This window comes from Pseudoalteromonas sp. MM17-2, assembly GCF_022347945.1.
Taxonomy (GTDB): domain Bacteria; phylum Pseudomonadota; class Gammaproteobacteria; order Enterobacterales; family Alteromonadaceae; genus Pseudoalteromonas; species Pseudoalteromonas ruthenica.
The window spans coordinates 219,676-241,694 of the sequence record NZ_JAKRFV010000003.1 but is presented as its reverse complement, the minus strand read 5'-3'; the positions used below and the strand labels follow the sequence as shown (position 1 = coordinate 241,694).

General features: G+C 47.2%; 20 protein-coding genes and 1 riboswitch. Of the genes, 6 read left to right on the top strand and 14 right to left on the bottom strand.

The window, feature by feature from the left end:
- Positions 1–107: 107 nt before the first annotated feature.
- The 7 genes from MHM93_RS04405 to MHM93_RS04375 all read right to left on the bottom strand — a co-directional run bounded on the left by MHM93_RS04405 (position 108) and on the right by MHM93_RS04375 (position 6,730).
- Entirely contained in the window at positions 108–1,793 is a 1,686-nt protein-coding gene (locus MHM93_RS04405) for a carbon starvation protein A (protein WP_022943419.1), read from the bottom strand.
- A 143-nt stretch (positions 1,794–1,936) separates the two neighbouring features.
- Positions 1,937–2,989, bottom strand: coding sequence for a DNA polymerase IV (gene dinB / locus MHM93_RS04400; RefSeq protein ID WP_045979296.1), 1,053 nt, complete (start codon positions 2,987–2,989; stop codon positions 1,937–1,939).
- 111 nt (positions 2,990–3,100) lie between these two features.
- Positions 3,101–3,277, bottom strand: coding sequence for a hypothetical protein (locus tag MHM93_RS04395; protein WP_022943417.1), 177 nt, complete (start codon positions 3,275–3,277; stop codon positions 3,101–3,103).
- A 76-nt stretch (positions 3,278–3,353) separates the two neighbouring features.
- Positions 3,354–3,863, bottom strand: a complete 510-nt coding sequence (locus tag MHM93_RS04390) for a DUF1566 domain-containing protein (RefSeq protein ID WP_239448173.1) — start codon at positions 3,861–3,863, stop codon at positions 3,354–3,356.
- Between the two features lie 8 nt (positions 3,864–3,871).
- Positions 3,872–5,533 (bottom strand): DUF1566 domain-containing protein, encoded by a 1,662-nt coding sequence (locus tag MHM93_RS04385; RefSeq protein ID WP_239448172.1) that lies wholly within the window; start codon positions 5,531–5,533, stop codon positions 3,872–3,874.
- A 79-nt stretch (positions 5,534–5,612) separates the two neighbouring features.
- Positions 5,613–5,945 (bottom strand): hypothetical protein, encoded by a 333-nt coding sequence (locus tag MHM93_RS04380; RefSeq protein ID WP_022943414.1) that lies wholly within the window; start codon positions 5,943–5,945, stop codon positions 5,613–5,615.
- A gap of 14 nt (positions 5,946–5,959) precedes the next feature.
- On the bottom strand, positions 5,960–6,730 hold the full coding sequence (locus MHM93_RS04375) for a DUF2982 domain-containing protein (protein ID WP_239448171.1): 771 nt from the start codon (positions 6,728–6,730) through the stop codon (positions 5,960–5,962).
- Positions 6,731–6,967: 237 nt separating this feature from the next.
- Here MHM93_RS04375 and MHM93_RS04370 point away from each other — a divergent pair, with 237 nt between their 5' ends.
- The 3 genes from MHM93_RS04370 to msrA all read left to right on the top strand — a co-directional run bounded on the left by MHM93_RS04370 (position 6,968) and on the right by msrA (position 11,765).
- Positions 6,968–8,032 (top strand): efflux RND transporter periplasmic adaptor subunit, encoded by a 1,065-nt coding sequence (locus tag MHM93_RS04370; protein ID WP_239448170.1) that lies wholly within the window; start codon positions 6,968–6,970, stop codon positions 8,030–8,032.
- A complete protein-coding gene (locus tag MHM93_RS04365) occupies positions 8,029–11,127 on the top strand; it encodes an efflux RND transporter permease subunit (RefSeq protein ID WP_239448169.1) in 3,099 nt (1,032 codons plus the stop codon). Before MHM93_RS04370 ends, MHM93_RS04365 begins: the two co-directional genes overlap by 4 nt.
- Positions 11,128–11,231: 104 nt before the next feature.
- Positions 11,232–11,765 carry a peptide-methionine (S)-S-oxide reductase MsrA gene (gene msrA, locus MHM93_RS04360; RefSeq protein ID WP_239448168.1) on the top strand — a complete coding sequence of 178 codons (534 nt, stop codon included), beginning with the start codon at positions 11,232–11,234 and terminating at the stop codon, positions 11,763–11,765.
- Positions 11,766–11,816: 51 nt separating this feature from the next.
- On the opposite strand, the gene MHM93_RS04355 is transcribed toward msrA, so the two are convergent.
- Together MHM93_RS04355 and MHM93_RS04350 are read right to left on the bottom strand one after the other, a co-directional pair.
- Entirely contained in the window at positions 11,817–13,667 is a 1,851-nt protein-coding gene (locus MHM93_RS04355) for a TonB-dependent receptor (RefSeq protein ID WP_239448167.1), read from the bottom strand.
- Between the two features lie 38 nt (positions 13,668–13,705).
- Positions 13,706–13,859: riboswitch (cobalamin riboswitch) on the bottom strand.
- 120 nt (positions 13,860–13,979) lie between these two features.
- Complete coding sequence (locus MHM93_RS04350) at positions 13,980–14,462, bottom strand: YajQ family cyclic di-GMP-binding protein (protein ID WP_022943408.1); 483 nt, start codon at positions 14,460–14,462, stop codon at positions 13,980–13,982.
- A gap of 136 nt (positions 14,463–14,598) precedes the next feature.
- Between MHM93_RS04350 and MHM93_RS04345 the strand changes: the two genes are divergently transcribed.
- Together MHM93_RS04345 and MHM93_RS04340 are read left to right on the top strand one after the other, a co-directional pair.
- Positions 14,599–14,946 carry a VanZ family protein gene (locus MHM93_RS04345; protein ID WP_239448166.1) on the top strand — a complete coding sequence of 116 codons (348 nt, stop codon included), beginning with the start codon at positions 14,599–14,601 and terminating at the stop codon, positions 14,944–14,946.
- Positions 14,919–15,836, top strand: coding sequence for a 2-dehydropantoate 2-reductase (locus tag MHM93_RS04340; RefSeq protein ID WP_239448165.1), 918 nt, complete (start codon positions 14,919–14,921; stop codon positions 15,834–15,836). The genes MHM93_RS04345 and MHM93_RS04340 overlap by 28 nt, the downstream gene beginning before the upstream one ends.
- On the opposite strand, the gene thiI is transcribed toward MHM93_RS04340, so the two are convergent.
- Together thiI and MHM93_RS04330 are read right to left on the bottom strand one after the other, a co-directional pair.
- A complete protein-coding gene (gene thiI, locus MHM93_RS04335; RefSeq protein WP_053909749.1) occupies positions 15,808–17,265 on the bottom strand; it encodes a tRNA uracil 4-sulfurtransferase ThiI in 1,458 nt (485 codons plus the stop codon). The genes MHM93_RS04340 and thiI overlap by 29 nt on opposite strands.
- A gap of 111 nt (positions 17,266–17,376) precedes the next feature.
- On the bottom strand, positions 17,377–18,042 hold the full coding sequence (locus MHM93_RS04330) for a TetR/AcrR family transcriptional regulator (RefSeq protein WP_239448164.1): 666 nt from the start codon (positions 18,040–18,042) through the stop codon (positions 17,377–17,379).
- 153 nt (positions 18,043–18,195) lie between these two features.
- Between MHM93_RS04330 and coaD the strand changes: the two genes are divergently transcribed.
- Positions 18,196–18,675 carry a pantetheine-phosphate adenylyltransferase gene (coaD, locus tag MHM93_RS04325; protein ID WP_022943403.1) on the top strand — a complete coding sequence of 160 codons (480 nt, stop codon included), beginning with the start codon at positions 18,196–18,198 and terminating at the stop codon, positions 18,673–18,675.
- A 520-nt stretch (positions 18,676–19,195) separates the two neighbouring features.
- On the opposite strand, the gene MHM93_RS04320 is transcribed toward coaD, so the two are convergent.
- The 3 genes from MHM93_RS04320 to argH all read right to left on the bottom strand — a co-directional run bounded on the left by MHM93_RS04320 (position 19,196) and on the right by argH (position 22,018).
- Positions 19,196–19,762 (bottom strand): hypothetical protein, encoded by a 567-nt coding sequence (locus MHM93_RS04320; protein WP_239448163.1) that lies wholly within the window; start codon positions 19,760–19,762, stop codon positions 19,196–19,198.
- Positions 19,763–19,781: 19 nt separating this feature from the next.
- Positions 19,782–19,988, bottom strand: coding sequence for a hypothetical protein (locus MHM93_RS04315; RefSeq protein WP_138508700.1), 207 nt, complete (start codon positions 19,986–19,988; stop codon positions 19,782–19,784).
- Positions 19,989–20,149: 161 nt separating this feature from the next.
- Entirely contained in the window at positions 20,150–22,018 is a 1,869-nt protein-coding gene (gene argH, locus MHM93_RS04310; protein ID WP_239448162.1) for an argininosuccinate lyase, read from the bottom strand.
- Position 22,019: the final 1 nt, after the last annotated feature.

The window sequence follows — 22,019 nt, the reverse complement described above, 5'->3', positions numbered from 1 at the left end:
GTCCTAATCTAAAACAAAGGACCTACATTATCGGTGATTTACTGGTTCTTGACTAGCGAAGCCCTGCGCCACCTTAGGGATTGTAAAGTGGCGTTGACAAGTTGTGCTTACGCTTGCTCTGAGCCTTGCTGTTTTTCCCGCTTATGTTTAGCGATCACAGACCACGCCTCAAGCATGACCAACACACTAACAATAAGGACGATGGCATCGAGTACAACAAGCAACCAGTTCCCCTGTTGGTAGTACTCAGCAAGTTTAATGACCCCCGCAAAGAACGCCATAATCAATACAAAGACCATAGGGATCAGCGTGAATTTAGCCGGACGTCCTGCTTTTATAAGCATCACCGAGATCACCAGTAAGGTTAAGCTGGCAAGGATTTGGTTGGTAGAGCCAAATAGCGGCCAAATAATCATGCCACCACTGCCAGATGCACCACCGGCGCCAAAGGCAAGTAACAAACAACACCCCACCGCAACTAACGTAGCAACGACGCCATTTTTAAGCGCCGATATTTTATAAATGTCGCCCCACTCTTGAATGATATAACGCTGGAGACGCACACCCGAGTCCATCGTTGTGCCTGCAAACAACACCACCATTACCGCCAATAGGGTTGACGCAACTTCGGTGGAGATACCCCAGCCACTTTCAATTAAATTAGCACCGCCAGTAATAAAAGCACTCACACTGCCAGCGCCTAAATGACTGTATATTTCATGCCACTCCTCTGGGGAAACAGCTAAGGCCACACCACTAACGGCTACCAGCGTGATAAGCGCTAAACATCCTTCTCCTACGGCACCGAGGTATCCTACAAAGCGACCATCGGTTTCTTTATTCAGTTGTTTTGAGCTCGTTCCTGAGGACACGATGCCATGGAAGCCTGACACCGCACCACAGGCTATGGTGACAAATAACAAGGGAATAATACTGGGCGTGTCAGCAGCGGTTTGCATGTTAAACGCAGGAGCTGTGATATCAGGCATAGAAACAAAGACTGCACCGTAGAGCAGAACCAGCCCCACCAACAGCTGCATGCCGTTAATGAAGTCGCGCGGTTGCAGTAGCATCCAAACAGGTAATAACGAAGCAATTGCTGCATAAACGAAAAGAATAATGATCCAGTTGGCTTTATCCGCTAACCCAAACATTTCACTAGGCAGCGCCAGAGGCATTGAGCTGCCCATGTAAATCGTCGCGTAGAGTACGCCAACACCAATGGCACACAAAGGAATAAGCGGCATATTTCGACGCAGCAGCTGACCTATCACTAAAGCCACCACAATCGCCGACCATGCTGGGAATACCGCATTAGGTTGCGATACAAACGAGTTCGCAATCACCACGCCAAATACCGCATTCACCATCAACAGCACCAAAAACACCACAATCATGAATAGAGAACGCGTGCGCGAGCCTATGACAGACTCTGATAACGCCCCCATGGATTTGCCCTTGTGCCGAGCACTGGCCCATAGGGCGCCCATGTCGTGAACACCAGCAAAGAAAATAGTACCAAATACCACCCACAATACCGCAGGCACCCATCCCCAATAAACCGCAATCGCGGGGCCTACAATGGGCGCGGCCCCCGCTACCGAGGTAAAATGGTGTCCCCACAATACCACTTTATTGGTTGGCACATAATCAACGCCGTCTTGGAGCTCATGAGCTGGAGTTACAAACTTATCGTCCATTTTGAAGATTTTTTCGGCGATAAACTTGGAATAGACGAACCAGCCAAATAGCATGCCGACAATACCAAGCAAGACAATAACTACTGATTGCATAGTCTTCTCTCTTTATTTTTGTTGTCATTACAATACGCTTCGCTTTAGCAAAGTGTATTAGTCGCACGAGCACAGGCCGACGAGGCTAAGTGCCTAAAGTAGCAATTTACCTTATCAGCTTAGTTTAAAAATTCATTAACGCTTTAGTCTAAAATGCTTAACTGGGTAGCTTGTTGCTGTTGCGGTGAAATTCCAACGCCTAGGCCCAGTAATCTCACCTCTGGAGTGTTGCCCCGTTGGTAGGCTTTCGCCGTTAACGCTGCAAAAGTGTCTAGATTCAAGGCGAACCCACTTTGATCAGCGGTAGTCACCTGAAAATCGGCAAACTTTACTTTGACTGACAACTTGTTAATAGCGTTGCTAAGTTGGTTGCGCTCAAGGCGTTGTTGCAACTCCTCGAGTAAAGCGGGTAAGGCCTGGTGACATTGTAGCAATGAGGTTTTGTTATATTCGTAAGTGTGTTCAACGCTGAGTGATTTGCGAATGCGCTCGGTTTTAACTCGCCCTATTACTTCGCCTGCGCACTTTTGGTATAAAGACACACCAAAATTCCCTATATGCTGCTGCATCCAGTTTACTCCCTTATCCAGCACATCCTGGCCTTTGTATAATCCTTTCTGATGCAGCCGCTCTAGCGTCACTTTGCCAACACCGGGGATTTTTTTTAAGTCCAACTGAGCAAGAAAGTCTGGCAGTTGCTCAGGCAGAATTACGCATTGCCCATTCGGCTTATTCTCGTCGCTGGCTATTTTGGCAACAAACTTAATAGGTGCGACTCCTGCTGAGGCTGTCAGTCCAGTTTGTTGGAAGATATCTTGGCGAATTTGCTCAGCAATCAGTGTGGCACTGCCACGGCATACCTGTGCTTGAGTCACATCCAAGTACGCTTCATCCAAAGAAAGAGGCTCGATAAGATCCGTATAACGGCTAAAAATGGCGCGAATTTGCTGTGAGATTTGCTTATAAAGTTGCATCCGCCCCGGGACAATGACTAAATCTGGGCACAATTGTTTAGCATGGTAGTTAGACATCGCTGAACGTACGCCGTACTGACGAGCAATATAGTTTGCCGTTGATAGCACTCCACGACGACTACGCCCGCCAATGGCCAAAGGCAGGTTTGCAAGTTCAGGATTGTCGCGCATCTCTACGGCGGCATAAAAGCAATCCATATCAATATGGATAAATTTCTTCATCGCGCTTGTGTGAGGCCAGGCCAGCCCAACAGTTTTAGGTGAAACTATAGTGACAAAAAGTGTAAGGAAAAGCCACAAACAACTGTATAAAGCACTGTATAAATAATCAAACTAAGGTTTTGGTGCGTTATCTCTGCGCTTGCCACGTTTAAACAGTCCAAGCCAAAAAATAAGCTCGCCCACGACCGCCACCAGCACCAAGGCAATCACACCTTGGCTACTACCGATGGCATAGCACAACAGCGCCAAAGGTAAGGCCCATAGCCACAGGTACTTTCTCAGCGTCATTGATGTTTCTCGTAAATGTACTTAACTCTACCTTACTCAGTGCTCGCTACGCTGTATACGAACAAAATGTAAGCAGTTATTGCTGATAGCGTACTAAACGCACAAATACATCACTACTTTTAGCATGAAGACTATTTTTACCACTGTAAAATTCATACACCCAAGCATGATCTGCCGGTGTTACTGCAGATGTGCTGGACCAGTAATTATCATTACTGGCATCTAAAAACAGGTCTAAATTTAGGCTGGGCTCAACACATCGATGCTCAACAATGGATGCGAGTTCTTTACTATTAGGCAAGTGCCAGTCATCAAAACCGGCAAACTCATCATTAGTGGCGCTTTGCAGTGCCTGCTGCCAGTTAAGCTGTTGCGCCGCCCCAGAGCAACTTTGCAGTTCAGCATCGAACTGTTGCCCATAGCTACAACGTTGCCACATCAGCCCAGTGGCGTTATCAGTAATCGTACCATCAGCATGAATCACAAAGCGCTCTGCCGGGGTACTGGCTTGCAGATTATAACAACGCTGTTCAGCCCAAAGCGATGTACTCACCACAGCCGCCACGATTAGAAACGTATAATTCATGATCACTCCTATGGGTTGCGTACCAAACGTACGTAAGCGGTATTACCTTTGGGGTAAGCCAAATCGTTACCTGAGCTCATATCAATAATAAAGGCTTGAGATAAAGATTGGCCGTCAACGCTGGTGCGTGATGTCCAGTAGTTTAAATGCCCCAGTAAACTCACCGACGGGGTGTGAATAAAATAGTCCGGGCTAATCATGTGTGCCTGACCATGGCGTTGATAATCCACCAAGCTCAGCAACTCAACATAGGTAGGTAGACGCCAATTGGCCCCACCGCAAAAGTCGATGGCATTGACCTCATCAATATATTGTTGCACCGAGCAATCGACATCACTAGGACACGAGCTATTGGCTGGCGCGCGCTCACTCCCTATAAGCACGCCGCCCTCACCGTTAAGAGCCCAGCTGTAATGATTCTGGCCTTCGCGCAAGTCGGTATTTGGTAAAGTATGGGTGTTGGCTTGTTTCACTTCCCATATAAGGCCAGTGACATTATCGCGCACACAAGCAAACTCGGTGGCAGAGTCTGGTAATTCGTCGGCAAACTCATTCAGTTTAGTAAAGTCAAAGGCCATATCCCCTTTGCCCACTTTGTCTAAGCGCTGCGCTACACTGTCTCGGCCGTGCTGCGCATCTTGCCCTTGGAAATCGGTGCTATCACAGCTGATTGCTTGGCTGTTATTAAAGCACGCGCTCATACCGGTGTCGTTAATCAGCCCCAAGGCGCGGCGCTGCACGCTCACAGTCACTTCATCACTCGCACTGCGGTTAAGTTCATCGCTCACCCTAACGCTAAAGCTCAGTTGTTGTGCTACATCGATGTCGGGAGCAACAAACTGCGTTTCGCACTGGCGCTCACTGGCTAGGGTCACGGCACTGCCGCTTTGTTGCTGCCAGTAACAGCTAAACTGACCACTCACCGTTTCACTATTACCGGCATTGAGAGTTACGGTATCAAACTCAGTGGCCTGCTGGTCGTCCCCAGCATTGGCAATGACCACTTGCGCGGTTTTATTTAGCAGCAGGCTATACTCGGTGCTCACTTGACCGCCCTCGTCATCACTGACAAACACAGTCCACGCAAGCGTGGTATCACTATCTAGTAGCGGGTGACGAAAACTTAAAGTGGCTTCATCAACAGCGCTAAACTGCAGTTGCGGGCCCTCAGTTTGTTGCCATAAATAACTCGCAATAAAGCCGTTTTCATCAGGATCGCTCGAACCAGCCGCACTCAGGGTGACAACATCATTATATTGTGAGGGCAGTTGTTCAGGGGCAATTTGCGCTATGGCTATCTGTGGTAACTGGTTTGCTGAAGCGATATTAATGGTAAGCGTATCAGATACTAAGGTATTGTCTGGGGCCCGATAATCGACCTTAATTTGCGCCGCGCGGTCACCTTTAACGTCCGGGAGCATCAGCGCCAACTCTTGCTCTTCACTGGGTAGCCCTTCGATAGCCGGACCGGAAAGTTGTTGCCACCTGAAAGTGCCTCCAGGAGGCGACACTTGCGCGTTGATGATTAATTCTGATTTTTCTACCGCATCGCGATTAGCACCAACATTAATACTCGCATTTTCAGTGACTTCGTCGCCGCCACTGCCACCACAGGCAACCAATCCCGTGGCCAAAATGATGCTAAGCGCGCTATGAATAAGTCGACCCATGATGTGCTCCCAATTATTGCATAGCCCTACCAACGCAAGTTGCTTGCCAACATCATCGACAAACCGCATTTATCAGTTGTTATAAATAACTGTCTTGGTGAATACGAACAAATAGTTTAGTACCAACTTTGGAGTAATCGACTTTGTATTCTCGCCCATCCAAAGCTTGAATAAAAAGCAAGCGTTTTTCTTCTGCAAAAACATCCGGACTGGCAATGTACACCATCTCAAGATAGCGCTCTTTAGCCTCTCGACGATTTTTGGGAAGCTCTTCTTTAAAGGGCTCTAGGCCGTGCTGAGTCACTTTAATTTTTGGCTGCTCTTCGCCATTAACTATGACTAAATCCAGCTTCTTAATTTTATGAATGATGGTATTACGACCACTTTTTATAAATGCTCTATCGTCAGACATATGTCTTATCCTGTCTACTTGCTACTGTGGCTATTGAGTTGCTGTTGCAACTGCACCACAGTGTTAGCCGGGTCGCGTTGCCATCTATGTAATAAATAGCTGAACGCCCAAATATCACGGTCTAACATAGCAGCGGGTATTAATATTTCATACCCAGTCAAAAATTTTAAGTTCTTCATTCTATTAGCAAACATAGCTAATAATCCAGTATATTTTTGCCCCGACTGGCTGACGTACTCGGTATCCTCAACCAACCACTGTGGCGGGCATTCATTGCCATCGCGGCAATACGCTTTGATCGCCTGCAGCAAATAATGACGTTGCTCCACCAGCAAACGGCCCGCCAACCGGGGTGAAAGCTTATTTAAGAACTCATCTTCTCGCTTCAAGCTTAGGCCCACAACATTTAACTCGAGCGTCTGCATTGCTTGGTCGATACTCACCACACCGACCTGTTGTACGTTATCGACATCCAGCTGCCACCAGCCGTATTTATGATTATAGCTAAGTTTCTGTTTGTCGAGAAAAATGCTGTAAAACGGCTCTCTCAGCTTTAAGTACCCCACTAGCATGCCAACTAAAGCAGCGCTCAGTAAGAAGATCTCCGCTATCAATATGTCAGCGCTTTTAAACTGTATAAACAACACCAAGAAAACCAAGACAATCGCGCTGGTAATGAGTATTTCGCTGCCATGGCGCGCACTGTGAGCACGAATTTTCGCGTATCGGTTGGCGCCCCCCTGTTCTGAGGGCTGCGTATTAGGGGGTGTTTTTTTATTACTCATACGCTCTCTTTTTGGTGCCACTACGTATACTCCTATTGTACGTATAATTTGCGAGTTTTATACGCAGCAAGGGTAGGCAAAGGTTACAAAAATGCGGCAAATTGGGAACACAGTGCATCATTTTGCTGAATTTTCGGTTAACACACAAAAATACAGGATTGGCGGTCTATGTGTTAGAGCGCAAGTTTGTAAACTAAGCTCTCACCTTTTTCAGCCGAGAAACCATAGGTACCGTCGATGAACCACAGTAGGCATTCGGGCAAGGCACTTTTCCCTGTCATTATTATCATTTTCTTAGGGCTGTGTATTTACTTATATCTGCCCAAAGGACAATCACAGCAACCCAATATGGGCGCTCAATCAACTCGCGTGCAAGCTCATACCGTGACCAAAGACAGCCGAGCTATCACCGTTGATGGTATCGGCAGCGCGCGAGCAAACCAAGCCGTATACATTAAAAGCGCCCAAAGTGACTATATCGACAGTATCCATTTTGATGATGGCGACAAAGTGCAAGCAGGACAACGACTGGTGCAATTACGAGATACTGAGGAACAGTTGCGAGTCAAGGAGCTGCAAGCCAATCTCTCTGAAGTAGAACGGCAGTTGAATCGTTTGACCGAGCTGGCCCGCTCACAAGCCACGGCAAAGTCACTGTTAGAAGAGCAACTAGCAAAATTTGAAGCCACCCAGGCTCAACTTGAAGCTGCTAAAACCAAACTCGCGGAAATGCGTGTTACCGCGCCCTTTTCGGGAGTGCTAGGTAAACGCATGGTGTCTAAAGGGGCATTCGTGAGCACCAACACTGAAATTACTACGTTAGATGACATCAGCGTAATTAAAGTCGACTTTAATGTGCCAGAGAAATACCTTGCGCAGCTGGGTGTGGGAATGACAGTAACTGCACGCAGTGACGCTTACCCAAATAAGCTGTTTACCGGCAAAGTGTCTCATGTCAGCTCTCGTATCGACACCAACACCCGTAGCGTGCCAATTAGCGCCAGCTTTGCCAACGAAGACAATATCTTGCGCCCAGGTATGTTACTGGGCACGCAGCTGGAATTGCAAACCTATGAGGCCTTATTGGTACCAGAAAAGGCCATTATTCCGCGCCAAAACAAACACTTCGTTTTTCAAATTGTGGAAGGTGTAGCCAAAGAGGTCGAGGTGAGAATCGATAAGCGCTATAACGGTTGGGTAGGCATCAGTGAGGGTCTAAGCAGTGGCGATCAAGTGGTCACAGAAGGCATTATTAAACTGCGCTCAGGCTCAGCCGTGACTGTTGAGGAGGCTGCGCTGTGAGAATCACCGACACGGCTGTTAAGCGTCCGGTTTTTGCGATTGTAATCAACCTTTTATTACTGACCTTCGGGTTAGTGGCATTCTCCATGCTGCCCCTTCGAGAGTATCCAGATATCGATAGTCCCATTGTCAGCGTCAGTACTGACTACACTGGTGCTTCTGCGGAAATTATCGAAACTAAAATTACTCAAGTAATTGAAAACCGCATCTCCGGGATTGAAGGCATAAAAAGTATCACCTCCTCGTCGCGCAATGGCCGCTCTAATATCACCATCGAGTTTAATATTGACCGAGATATCGATGCGGCGGCTAATGATGTGCGAGAGCGTGTGTCGCGCGCTCTGGACAACCTCCCCGACCAAGTTAGACCTCCGGAAGTATCCAAATCCAATTCCGATGAAAGTCCTATTGCCTGGTTTGTACTCAATAGCTCAACCATGAATACCTTGCAGCTATCCGATTATGCCCAGCGCTACATTGTTGATCGCCTTGCGGTTGTTGACGGCGTATCCAATGTTCGAGTGGGTGGTGAACGCCAGTATGCAATGAAGATTTGGCTAGACCGCGAGGCCATGGCGGCACGGGGCGTTACAGCCAGCGATATTGAGCAAGTTTTGCGAGCTGAAAACGTAGAGCTGCCAGCAGGGGAAATCGAGTCTGTTGATCGTGATTTTTCGGTCCGTACCGCGCGTAGCTATATAAGTCCTACTGACTTTCAAAACTTGGTTATTGCTCGTGGTGATGATGGCTATCTCGTGCGTTTAAACGAAGTCGCCGATGTACAGCTTGAAGCCGCCGACGAAGAGAGTTTATTCCGTGGTAATGGCCGCAACATGATTGGCCTAGGTGTGGTTAAACAAGCAAAGGCTAACACCCTCACCGTGGTGGAAAACGCTCGCAAAGAATTAGAAAACATCAAACGCAACTTGCCTCCAGGTACCACCATCGAAGACAGCTATGATTCCTCGATTTTCATTAAAGAGTCTATTGATGAGGTGTATCGTACGTTGGCCATATCAATGGCCTTAGTGGTTTTGGTTATCTACCTGTTCTTAGGCAACGTGCGCGCCACATTAATTCCAGCAATCACCGTCCCTGTAGCCTTAGTTGGCAGCTTTATGTTTTTACTTGCCATGGGCTACTCTATCAACTTGCTAACCCTGTTGGCACTGGTGCTTGCTATCGGTTTGGTGGTCGATGACGCCATTGTGATGTTGGAGAATATTCACCGCCGTATTGAGCTCGGTGAGCCTCGTTTACTCGCCGCGTATCGCGGTGCCCGCGAAGTGGGTTTTGCCATTGTCGCAACCACGCTGGTACTGATCTCCGTATTTGTGCCCTTAGTCTTTATGGATGGCCGTATCGGCGCTTTATTCACTGAGTTTGCCATGGCGGTGAGCGCAGCTGTGTTCTTCTCCAGTATCACCGCACTCACACTTTCCCCAGCTCTGTGTTCGAAAGTGCTGAAGCAAAGTGAAAGCGAGGGCCGGTTTAGTCAATGGATGGACCGTCAATTTGCAAAACTTGAAGGCGCTTATGCTCGCACTCTTGAGGGCAATGTTCGACGCTCAAAAATGTTGGCCGTGGTGCTGATGCTAGCGGGCCTTGCCAGTTATCTGCTGTTTCAGCAGATTCCATCTGAACTGACACCTAAGGAAGACCGAGGCACCTTCTTTGTGATGATGAACGGCCCAGAAGGCGCAAGCTATGAAAACAACGCCGCCAATATGGATAAAATTGAGCAACGCTTGTTGCCGTATGTTGACTCGGGTGAACTCAATCGTGTTCTGGTCCGAGTGCCAGGTTGGGGTGGTCAAGGTGGCGTTGCGATTATCGGCATGGCTGATTGGGGCGAGCGCAAACGCGATACCTGGACGGTAATGAATGAGATCAGTGGCAAAATGCGTGAAGTAACGGATATTCGCGCCTTTGCCATCATGCGCAGTGGCATTGGCGGCGGCGGCTCTTCGCGCCCTGTTGAGTTTGTTTTGCAAGGCAATGATTATGACGAGCTTGCCGACTGGCGTGACCGCATTATTGCTCGGGCAGAGAAAAACCCTGGGTTAGTGCGTATCGATCACGATTATAAAGAGACCTTTCCACAATTTTTGGTCAGTATCGATAAGAACAAAGCCGCCGACTTAGGGGTCTCTGTCTCTGATATAGGCCGCACCTTGGAGACGATGCTCGGGCAACGCCGTGTTACCACCTTTATTGACCGTGGTGAAGAGTATGATGTGATTTTAAAGGGCGAGAAACAAGACTTTGCCAGCCCACAAGATGTCTCTAATATCTATGTAAACTCACGCTCCGGGCAACTGGTGCCTCTTGATAGCTTAATCAGTATCTCTGAAGAAGCCACAGCGTCTAGGTTGAATCGTTACAACCGTATGCGCGCTATTACCTTAAGTGCCAACCTCGCTAGCGGCTACACTTTAGAGGAAGCCTTAAGTTTCTTAAACCAAGTGGCTGCCGAGGAAAATGATATTGATGGCGCCATTGACTATAAAGGGGAGTCACAGTTGTTCTATGAAGGCGCCTCCGCCATGGTGTATGTCTTTATTCTGGCATTAACGGTGACTTTCTTGGTATTGGCAGCACAGTTTGAGAGCTTTGTTCACCCCTTGGTGATCATGCTCACTGTACCACTGGGGATTGCTGGGTCGTTATTTGGGTTGCATATAACCGGTTTGACCCTCAATATTTACAGCCAAATTGGTATCGTTATGCTTATTGGCTTAAGCGCCAAAAACGGTATTCTTATTGTTGAATTTGCCAACCAGTTGCGTGATAAGGGTCTGGAATTTCAAACAGCGCTAATCCAAGCTGCCACACAACGTTTGCGCCCTATTATTATGACATCGCTAACCACGGTGATGAGCTCGGTGCCCTTAGTGCTAGCAAGTGGCCCTGGAGCAGAAAGCCGCATGGTTATTGGTGTGGTGATCTTTACCGGGGTAAGCATCGCGACCATACTCACCTTGTTCGTAGTACCCAGTGCTTACTATGCTCTTGCTCGTCATACTCAGTCACCAGAGTATTTACAGCAACGCTTGGCAAAACAGCAACAAGACAACCCGCTTAAAGAGCAATAGTGCACGAGAAATGCTCACCTGCGAGGGTATTCCCCTCGCAGGTGAGCGATAGACATCATACGGCCGTTCTACTGTTAAAAGGGTAAATACATCGAGGTGTTAGTATGACAAATTTACACACAGCCACCTTTGGCGGCGGTTGTTTTTGGTGCATCGATGCAGCCTTTCGCCGCGTTCGTGGCGTACATAAGGTTGAATCGGGTTATACCGGTGGGCACAGCACTTCACCAACATACCGTGAGGTATGCAGCGGCGAAAGCGGTCACGCAGAAGTTGTGCAAGTGCACTTTGACCCCGCTGTGATAGATTACACCACCCTGTTGGCGATGTTTTTCACGCTTCATGACCCCACGCAGCTTAACCGTCAAGGCAATGATATTGGTAGTCAATATCGCAGTGTGGTGTATTACCACGATAGCGTCCAAAAGCAGCAGAGCGAAGCGATGATAGCGCAGCTACAAACTCATAGCGCCGCAAAAATTGTAACCGAAGTCAGTCCCGCATCAAGATTCTATCCCGCTGAGGACTATCATCAAGACTATTACAGCGAAAATCCGAACCAAGGTTATTGCAGTATCTTAATAGCCCCAAAAATAGAGAAATTCGAGCACACCTTTCGTGACTCGCTCATATCATGACGGCTGTAAAACAATGAAAAAAGCCTCCATTTAGGAGGCTTTTTTGCACGGCTACAAATCGAATTGCAATCCAGCGTATACCTTGCGCTCAGCACCGCGATACGCAGAGGTGACCTCACCCGTGCTCCAATCCGTGGCCGCCACGTTGGTGATATATTCTTTGTCAGTGAGATTATCAACACCGAAGGTGAACGTGAGGTCGCGTAACAATTGATAGCGAGCATTGAGGTTCACCAAAGTATAGCTTGGCAAGTCAGTACGATAGTAACTTAACCTATCGGAGCGATACTGCAGTTGTGCACCGACATACCATTTGTCGAATTGCTTACCTACGGACCAATTGAGAGTTTTTTCGGCTCTAAGCACCAACGCTTGCCCGGTATTGTCGTCTTCGGCGTCAACATAACTAAAGTTAAGCTGGTGATCGATACCAAACATATCTTGCACTTGTGCACTCAACTCAACGCCTTCAAAACTCGCTTTAGCGATATTTTCCGGGCCGTTGTTGCCCCATGCGATGAGGTTATCGAATTGGTTTTGATACAAGGCGATATCGTATTGCCCAGATTGCAAATCAAGGCGCAGACCGAGCTCCGCATTGTTTGACTCTTCAGGTTGCAAAGCATCGTTGCTGCCCCAAATGGAGCTGGCGTCATTAAACGAGGGAGCCTTAAACGCCGTGCCGTAGCTGGCGCGAAACGTCGCAATGTCACTTAGCGGCACACCCGCCGCTAGGTTGTAGGTGAAGTGGCCGCCAAATTGTGAATGATCATCATGACGCACAACGGCATTAGTATTAAATGCCTGGCCATCATAATAGCCTCCCACATACACACCTTTATTATTACGCGTTTGCACGGTAAAACCGGACGCAGGCTGCTCAGGTGTCGCCGAGCTGCTATAGGAGTCGCTAATGTCTTCATAGTAGTAATCGGCGCCACCACTGACAGTGATAGCTGGACTAAAGACATAATTAAGCTGATAGCTTAGCTCATCTCGTGCAGTGCTGTACTCATTGCCACGATAACCCGGCGCGCCATGTTGCTGAGTATTAATCTCATCATCTTGAGCGAGACTGGTTTGTAGCTTGTGAGCAAAGGCACCATGGTTTTTACGCCAACCCAGTTGCACATGATATTTTTCAAAATCGGTGTAATCATCACCAAAGCTAGTGTCGTATTCGACATAGCCTTCACTGTACTGCCCTAACAACTCTAGCACACCATAATCGCCGAGATCATAGCCGAAACGCGCACCGAGGTTTTGATTTTCATAGCCATCTTCATCTGGGTCTTGCCCAGTGGTGACGTCGAAACCGTCGGTGTGCTCATAACCAAGGTTGAATGCCGCATTGAACGCTCCTTGGCGAAAAGCAAAAGCACCTTGCGCATTCACGTAGTTGTCACTGCCACTTTGTACACTCACGCTCTGGCTATCGCCGTCTCGGGTGACAATATTGATGACCCCGGCTAAGGCGTCTGAGCCATACCATGCAGCGCGGGCACCACGGATCACTTCGACTCGTTCAATACTATTGAGTGGCACACTAGAGAGCGCCTTATACCCTGTTGTGGCTGAACCAACACGAACCCCATCAACAATAACCAAAGAGTGGCTGCTAGCCGCCCCACGAATAAAGAGGCTGGTACTTTGACCTTGGCCGCCACTGCGGACAATATCGACCCCGGCATAATTAGATAATAACGCCGGCAAATCACGTACGCCAAGGCGCTCGATGTCTGCACGAGTGATCACATCGATACTGGCGAGCACATTTTCGATAGGTTGTTCGAACTTATTAGCGGTGACGGTCAATCGCTCGATAGACTGTTGCTGCTGCGCAAATACCGCGCCGGAGAAAAGTGCCGCTATGCCTGCAGCGACTTTGGTTTTGTTATACATGTTAGTCCCTATACCTGCGCCCACCGCACAGGAAAATGTAATGAAATATGTGTTATGGCCGGTCTCCGGACTGAATGAGCTAGGCTCACATCACCGTTGCGGGGGCAGTGCAGGCTTTTCACCTGTTTCCCGATTATCCCAGTGGCTTAACTGCGCTTTGCGCTTGCGGGCACCATAACAAGGTGGCGCTATTTTGAGGACTGATGACAATAAAGTCAATGGACGTCTAAACATCTATAACTAGATAAGTGACCATGGCATTTACTTCACCAGTAAAAAAGCCAAGTGCGAATGACTTGGCTTGAGAGGTATTTAGTCGCGGAAGTTCTTAAATTGAAAGGGCTGACCTAACTCGGCTTCGCGTACTAATTGCATTACTTGTTGTAAATCGTCGCGCTTTTTCCCGGTGACTCGCACTTCTTCACCTTGGATGGCGGCCTGAACTTTGATTTTGCTGTCTTTAATCAGCTTTACCAACTTTTTCGCGATATCTTTAGCAATGCCTTGTTTCATTGTAACTTGGCGGGTGACGTATTTACCGTGCAAATCAGCTTTTTGAATCTCAAAGCTGTTTACATCTAAGCCGCGTTTTGACGCCTTACTGGCAAACATATCAAATAATTGCATCACCTGTTGCTCGGCTTCTGCGGTAAGTTCGATAAGTTCATCTTTTAGTTCTATCTTGGCATCTACGCCGCGAAAATCGTAGCGGGTTTCGAGTTCGCGTTTAGCGTTTTCGACCGCATTTTTTGCTTCGCTCATTTCGATTTCAGAAACGATATCAAATGAAGGCATGAAATTCTCCGTAACTGGCTTGTCGTTTCGAGGATTATACCCCGAGATCGGTATTTTTGTGCACTGATACACAGTGAATTCAGTTTACAGTTTGTTATACTGCCTGCGATTTCACCAGTAATAAAGGTAAAGTAAAGTGACGCGCAGAGTTTATCAGGGGTTGTTTCTAATCACATTGGTGGTCTGCACCCTGCTATTTGTTCAAGAAGTAAAAGGCTCTGTTACGCAGCTTTTCCCTCATGTCGACAAGGTTGCTCACTTTGGTATTTTCTTCGTGCTTGCCTTTATTATGGATAAAGCCTTTAGGATTCCCTTTATTGTCCAGGTGATATTGTTGTTATTATACGGCGGAGCAATTGAGTGGATGCAGGATATGCTGCCCTACAGGCAGGCATCTTTTTATGACTTTCTCGCCGACGCTGCAGGCGCGGCCAGCTACTTTGTGATTCACTACCTATGGCAGAAACAACGGGCCAAGGCTTAGCGCCTACTTACCTTATCGGGCCGGGGGCACTCGGCCTCACATTTGCCCATTTAATTGGGCAACACCGAACGGTAAAGCTGTTGGTGAAACCTTCTCATCCTAGCACTTTTTATTATTGCCATGGGCAGCAAAAAAGCCCCGTGGCAGCCACGGCTTGTTTAAAGCCGTGTGAGCCAATTACCGAGTTATGGCTATTCGTTAAAGCGCATCAGCTGCAAGCGGCGCTGGCGCAGTTTCGCCCTTATTTGGCCCTCGATGCAGATATTATTATTAGCCATAATGGCATGAGCGACCTAGCACCACTTAAACAGCAACTGACTCCTCAACAGGGGTTATTCTTTATGCTCACCCAGCAAGCAGCTTATAAAGCCGATGATAAGCATGTCGTCCATGTCAGTCAGGGTGACTCCGTGATAGGAGCCGTCAATGCCTGCGCGCAGCAAAGCTTTAAGGCGCAATTAAAGCAGTGGCAGAGATTAATCCCCGCTCTGACCGGGAGTGATGATATTACCCATGCGCGATGGCAAAAATTACTGGTGAATTTGGCAATAAACCCCATAGCAACCTGGTATCAGCTGCGCAATGGTGATGTCGCCGCTCCCTGTTATGCCAGTGATGTCTTTGCACTGCTGCAGGAGGCCATTGCCGTAGCTAAAGCGCAGGGAGTTGAATTATCGCTGCCGCAAAGTCTCGACAGCGCCTATCAAGTAATGCGCCTCACAGCGGGCAACCGCTGCTCAATGTTGCAGGATAAGTTATTGGGAAGGGAGACAGAAATAGCAGCCATGTGTGGCTTTATTGCCAGCTCGGCGCGCCAGCTTAGCCTCAGCGCGCCTATCAATGAGCTGTATTATCGGCGAATTATGGGCGATATACCTTCACATTGTTAAAGCCGTTTTCGTGCAGGATCAATGCTTGTAGTTGACTCATCACCCCTTTAGCACAGTACAGATAGTATTCTTTGCTCTGATCTAAGTCGCCAAACTGAGTCGCTAAACGGTAAAACGGCAAGTGTTTGACCTTTACCCCGTCAATCTCTAACGGCTGAGCATCTTCCTCTTCGGGTGAGCGAATATCCAGCACCACCGCATCCGTCGGCAACTGTGATACCGACTCTGCTTCCTTGACCTCTTCTTTAGCTTGAGTATCAATATCGCGAATATCCATCACTCGAGCATTATCAACCACGGTTTCGAGAACCTCGAAATCAAACTGCTGCTCTTGCTGCTCAATTACTTCTAGCTTGGCTTTCACCGTCGGTTTGCGCGAAATCACGCCACAGTACTCGGGCATGGCTTCGGCCATCTCGGAGGTGCCAATGGCGCGAGCAATATCAATAATATCTTGCTTATCATGTTGGATAAGTGGGCGAATGATCAGCGTATCGGTCACTCGGTCAATAACACTTAAGTTTGCCAGAGTTTGACTTGATACTTGGCCAATACTTTCACCAGTAACGAGGGCTGGAATCCCCAGCTTTTCAGCGATAATGCTACCAGCACGCATCATCATGCGCTTGAGCACCACACCCATTTGCGAATCTTCGACATTTTCTAGAATCTCAGCAACCACCGGCTCAAAGTCGACGGTGATAAACTTAACCTTGTGGGTCGAGCTATATTGTGACCAAAGATAATGGCTTGCTTGCTTCACGCCAATTTCATGGGCCGCGCCGCCAAGATTGAAAAACAAGAAGTGCGTACGCGCCCCTTTGCGGATCATTTGGTAGCTGGCCACCCCAGAATCAAAGCCACCAGACATCAGCGATAACACATCTTCTTGAGTTGGCAACGGAAATCCACCCATGCCTCGGTGCGCTTGGGTGACAATGTACGCGCGCTGGTCTTTAATTTCGATCTTTACCGTTACCTCAGGCCGCGTAAGCTTAACCCGAGCACCGGGTACATGCTGGTTTAGCCCGCCGCCAACATAACGTTCGACATCGCTCGAGGAGAAGTCATGCTTACCTTGGCGTTTACAGCGCACACAAAAGGTTTTACCGGCAATTTCATCGCCAAGAAGTTGCTGTGCCTGCTGGTAAATTTCATCAATAGTGGTGAATTCTATTTCTTTTACTTCATTAAATTGCACGATACCAGGAATACGCCCGAGGCTGTCAGCCATTTTCCGGCGCACTGAGTCATCGGTTAATGCCGATTCAACCGTGAGGTTATCCCAGTTGTTGCGCACCTTTACCTGCTCATCAATGCGTCGCATCATGATCTTAATGTTGTTCTCTAACACCTTGGTAAAGCGTTTACGAACGGACTTACTTTTTATCGCAATTTCGGGATGCAATTTAACAATAAACTTGATCATGACTTAACTCACAGCACACAGATAAAGCCACACTTCTGAATGAGAAAGTGGCGGAAGATTCACCAAAGCGCGCGATTATAGCAAAAACCGCTCGCCTTCGGAAATAATAGCTTAACTATGCGTGGAGGGTGACGTTTGTATTTGCGCTTGGCGCTGCTGATAGTGTTGCTTTAACAATCCCAAAGGCTCACGCCCAGCTGCGGTAGTAAAAGCCATAAACAAGGTGATTATTTTCAACAAGCCTTGATAGATATCGCCGCGATTCAGCTCGCCGCTTTGGCGACGCGCTTTGATGTAAGGAGTCCAGAAGCTGACTGTCAGCTTTAACATATGAGTTAACTCTGCCGCTTGCTCTTCATCGACGTTGAGAATACCGTTGTCACCTAACGCCAAGACAATGTCGGTTACCTGGTCAAACAAGCGTTGTTGGAAAGCGATATAATCAGCTTTAAGCTCGGCATCGCGAGACAAAATGTCGGTCATGTTGTCGTAGAAAAAGTGAAATTTCCACATGAGCTCAAACAAGGCATCGAAATAATGGCTAAGTTGCGCCATCACCGGCTCATCATGATTAATCGGCTTAAACTGAGTATCTAAGTGCTGACGGTACAACTTAAAGATATGGCGAATGATGTCTTCTTTGTTTTTAAAGTGGTAATACAAATTTCCAGGGCTGATTTGCAAATGGGCTGCGATATGATTTGTTGTGATAGCGCGCTCACCATGGCTATTGAAGAGCTCAATGCTGGCTTGAATTATGCGGTCCTTGGTACTCATTATTACTTCCCCACCCTGATTGCAGGTGAGCAGTATAAACATCTTAGTCACAGTTAACAATTTATCACATGGCTGAGAGTTGAGTTTGCACTGGCAACTCACATAAAGACTGCTAAAATGCGGCCATTGCATTACATAAAAACAGAGAATCATATGCAGGTAACGGCTATCTACCCAGGGACCTTTGACCCCCTTACTAATGGTCACTTAGACCTTATTGAGCGCGCCGCTAAAATGTTCGATCACGTCATTGTTGCGGTGGCTCATAACCCGAATAAAAAGCCTTGCTTTAGCCTTGAAGAAAGAGTGGAGTTAGCAAAGCAAATTGTCGCCGACCTTGGCAATGTCACAGTCATTGGCTTTAGTGGTCTACTTGCTGATTTAGCTAAAAATCATAAAGCGAATGTATTAGTACGAGGCATTCGTGCGGTATCCGACTTTGAGTATGAATTCCAACTGGCCAATATGAATCGCCGCTTGAACCCCGACTTAGAAAGCGTATTTTTGACTCCCGCAGAGGAGAATTCGTTTATCTCATCGACCTTAGTTAAAGAGGTTGCCTTACATGGCGGTGATGTTTCTGAGTTTGTTGTACCGCAAGTCGCCGCTGCTCTGAAAGAAAAGCTCGGCTAAATATACCGGTGGTAACGTTACCCGTTATCACCTACTTTCTTTGGTGCCAGAGAGGCCTTTAAAAACCGCCCTATTCGACATAGACCGAGAAAATCTCGCCAAATGATGAAAGACAGTATGACTATAATATCAACGGTATTTACGCCATAAGTGTACAAATCCCATAACCACCAAGGCTCTACATTACCAAGCTCCCAAATATCTATATGGACTGTTAAGTGCAGGCAAGCATTGATAGATAAGGCTGTTAATACGTAGTAATAAGCATAGGGCTTGCTTGTAAAGAAGAGTCTGTAAGCTAGCCATATGCAGCCTATAGTAATAAGCTCTGCAAGAATGTAATACATATATACCTTACTAACATTTGGCATAAATGTAGTGCTAAGGTATGAAATATTAACTATTAAGCAAATGGCTATAGGTGAGTTTTTACGAATTGCTTTGTCTGAGAAAGCCACTAAGTTGTAGAGCAAAGCCATCATCAAGCCCCACTCTATAAAAGTACTAATTAGGTTTGATATTAAGAAGCCTCGATATGACAGCATTTATTGCCAAACCAGCTTGAAGGCTGAAAATTTAACAATTGCTTCTTTAAAGTCCTTTTAATCAGTAGAATTCCCAAGATATCTTTATCTACAATAAGAGCAACTATCATAGCCAAATCACATAGGTTTACTGTTATCGAGTAAAAACTCCAAAACCACCAAGGCTGGCTATCTACATTTAAGTAGACAAGGTCTACGTGCATCCCCAGAAACAGAATCGAATTTATAACTAACCCAATAGTGACATATATTACACCTGGTGAGACGCTTGTAGTCCTCTTGATCAAAAACACTGGCAGAATGGCTAAAAGAGTAACTATGTCGTAAACAAACCAAGTAAAGTAGGTTTCAATTGTGGAGAAAAAGTCGAAAAAGTGGTCGCTAGTTACATAAGAAACGGCCATGACAAAACTGCACCACAAAAGTTTGGGGTCATTTTTTGCCTTGTATGCTTTGAGCATCAAATTAAAGAATAAAGCCATTAGGAAGCCCCATACGACAAAGGCTCCCATAAATATGCCTAGACTTTTTTCAAAATACATCCGCCATCTCGTTAAAGTCCTAGTTTTCCTTTTTACGATCTGTGATTACGGTTCCACCGCCGCGCTGGATTTCAGCTTGGCTAGCAGCGACAGCATCACTTGATAAACTTACTGTATCAGATTGTAACGTCTGGGTGCTAGTAGTTTGTGCGGTAGGCTGTTGCGTTTGTTGTTGTAACTTAGTGTAAGCCTGTGTTTGTAGTTGAGCATTAGCATTAACTTGCATGATGTTAACTCCTTTAAAATTCTGTTAATTATTTGCTAAGCAAACCTAACTTAACATGCTTTGGGTACACACGTCACACTTCAAAGGCAATTTCTTAGCAACTCACTTTAAGCTTATGCACCACGCGTGCCAATATTTCTTGACACGCTCAGAAGCCCCAACTAAGCAACGTTTTTACATGGTATATCACCCACAGAATGATGCTGGTGTAGGTAGAAATCCATAGCAACTTCGTCACAGTTATCTTTACGCAGACATAGTTCACAGTCTTTCATCACCTTTTCAGGGAGGCTCTCTTTGCTGCTGTCTGCAAACCCAAGTTTAGCAAAGAAATCCGGTACACGCGTAAGTACAATCACTCTTTTAAGCGCCAATTTTTTGGCTTTCACTAACAGGTGATGAACCAATAAACGCCCCTGCCCTTTTACTCCGGTATCGGGGTTAACCCCTAATGAGCGAATCTCCGCTAGGCCGGTATCATAAATATACAACGACGCACAGCCTGTTACCTGGCCATTCACTTCGGTCACGGCAAACTCATTAATGGAATGCACCATATCGCTTTTAGCACGGGGTAAGTTCTCTCCTACCTTGGCCCAATATTGCACCAGCTCACTGATAGCTTCAACATCATGCAGATTGGCATCACGTACTTTAATTGTACTTTGCTGTTTAGCTTGCTTAATGGCGAATTCCACTTGCTTTGGCGATGTTCCACCTAGGGCCTTACGTGCGGCCAAACAGGCATCGAGTGCCAACATAGGATAAACATCTTCAGCAATAACATCGCACACCGATTGAAATTCGGACAAACTCAACTGCTCAAGGCTTTTTCCTTCTGAAATTGCCAGCTGCACCAGTTGCCCAACAACATGATGCCCTTCACGAAACGGGATCCCTTTTGCCACCAAATAATCAGCGAGCTCGGTGGCATTCGCATGCCCACCTTGAGCGGCGGCTTTAGTCTTATCACTATTGACCTTAATGCCGTTTACGCATGCTTGCGCCATATGTAAACATGCCAGCCAAGTCGGCAGCGCATCGAAAAGCCCCTCTTTATCTTCTTGCATGTCTTTGTTGTAGGCTAAAGGCAGCGACTTTAACGTCATCATCATCGCACTCATAGCACCAAAGACACGCCCTGTTTTACCGCGAATCAACTCTAAAGCATCGGGGTTTTTCTTCTGCGGCATTAACGATGAGCCGGAGGTAACGTTATCCGCCAACTCAATAAAACCGGCTTCGCCAGAATTGTAGAAAATTAAATCTTCAGCAAAACGTGACAAGTGCAACATCGAAATGGATGCTGCGCTCAGCAGCTCGACCACAAAGTCTCTATCAGAAACCGCATCCAAGCTATTACGAGTCGGCGCTGCAAAACCAAGATCTTGCGCCAAATGCTCGCGGTCAATGGCATAGGCAGTGCCCGCCAACGCACCACTTCCAAGTGGGCATTGGTCCATACGCTGAACCGCATCATTAAGGCGACTACTATCGCGCTCTAGCATTTCCACATAGGCCATGCACCAGTGACTAAAAAGTACCGGCTGAGCGCGCTGTAAATGAGTGTAGCCAGGCAGTACGGTGCCCAGCTCTCGCTCGGCTAAGGCGATCAGTGCATTCTTGGTCTCACTAATGGCTTCACTGACTGTCGCCGCCGTTTTTTTGCACCACAAACGAAAGTCGGTAGCGACTTGGTCATTACGGCTGCGGCCAGTGTGTAGCTTCTTCGCGAGGTCACCCACTTTATCAATCAGCGCAGCTTCAACAAAAGAGTGAATATCCTCTTCACCGCTGATAGCCACACTTTCGGGCTGCGCTTGCACTTGCTCCAACAACTCATACAGCGCCGCAACTAAACGTCGGTGTTCATCATCGTTGAGTACCGCCACACGATTTAGCGCGCCGGCCCACGCCACTGAACCAATAATGTCTTGCTCCGCCATGACATAGTCAAATGGTAATGAATCATTAAACTGTTTAAATGCTTCATCCGGTCCAGATGAAAAGCGCCCGCCCCATAATGCCATT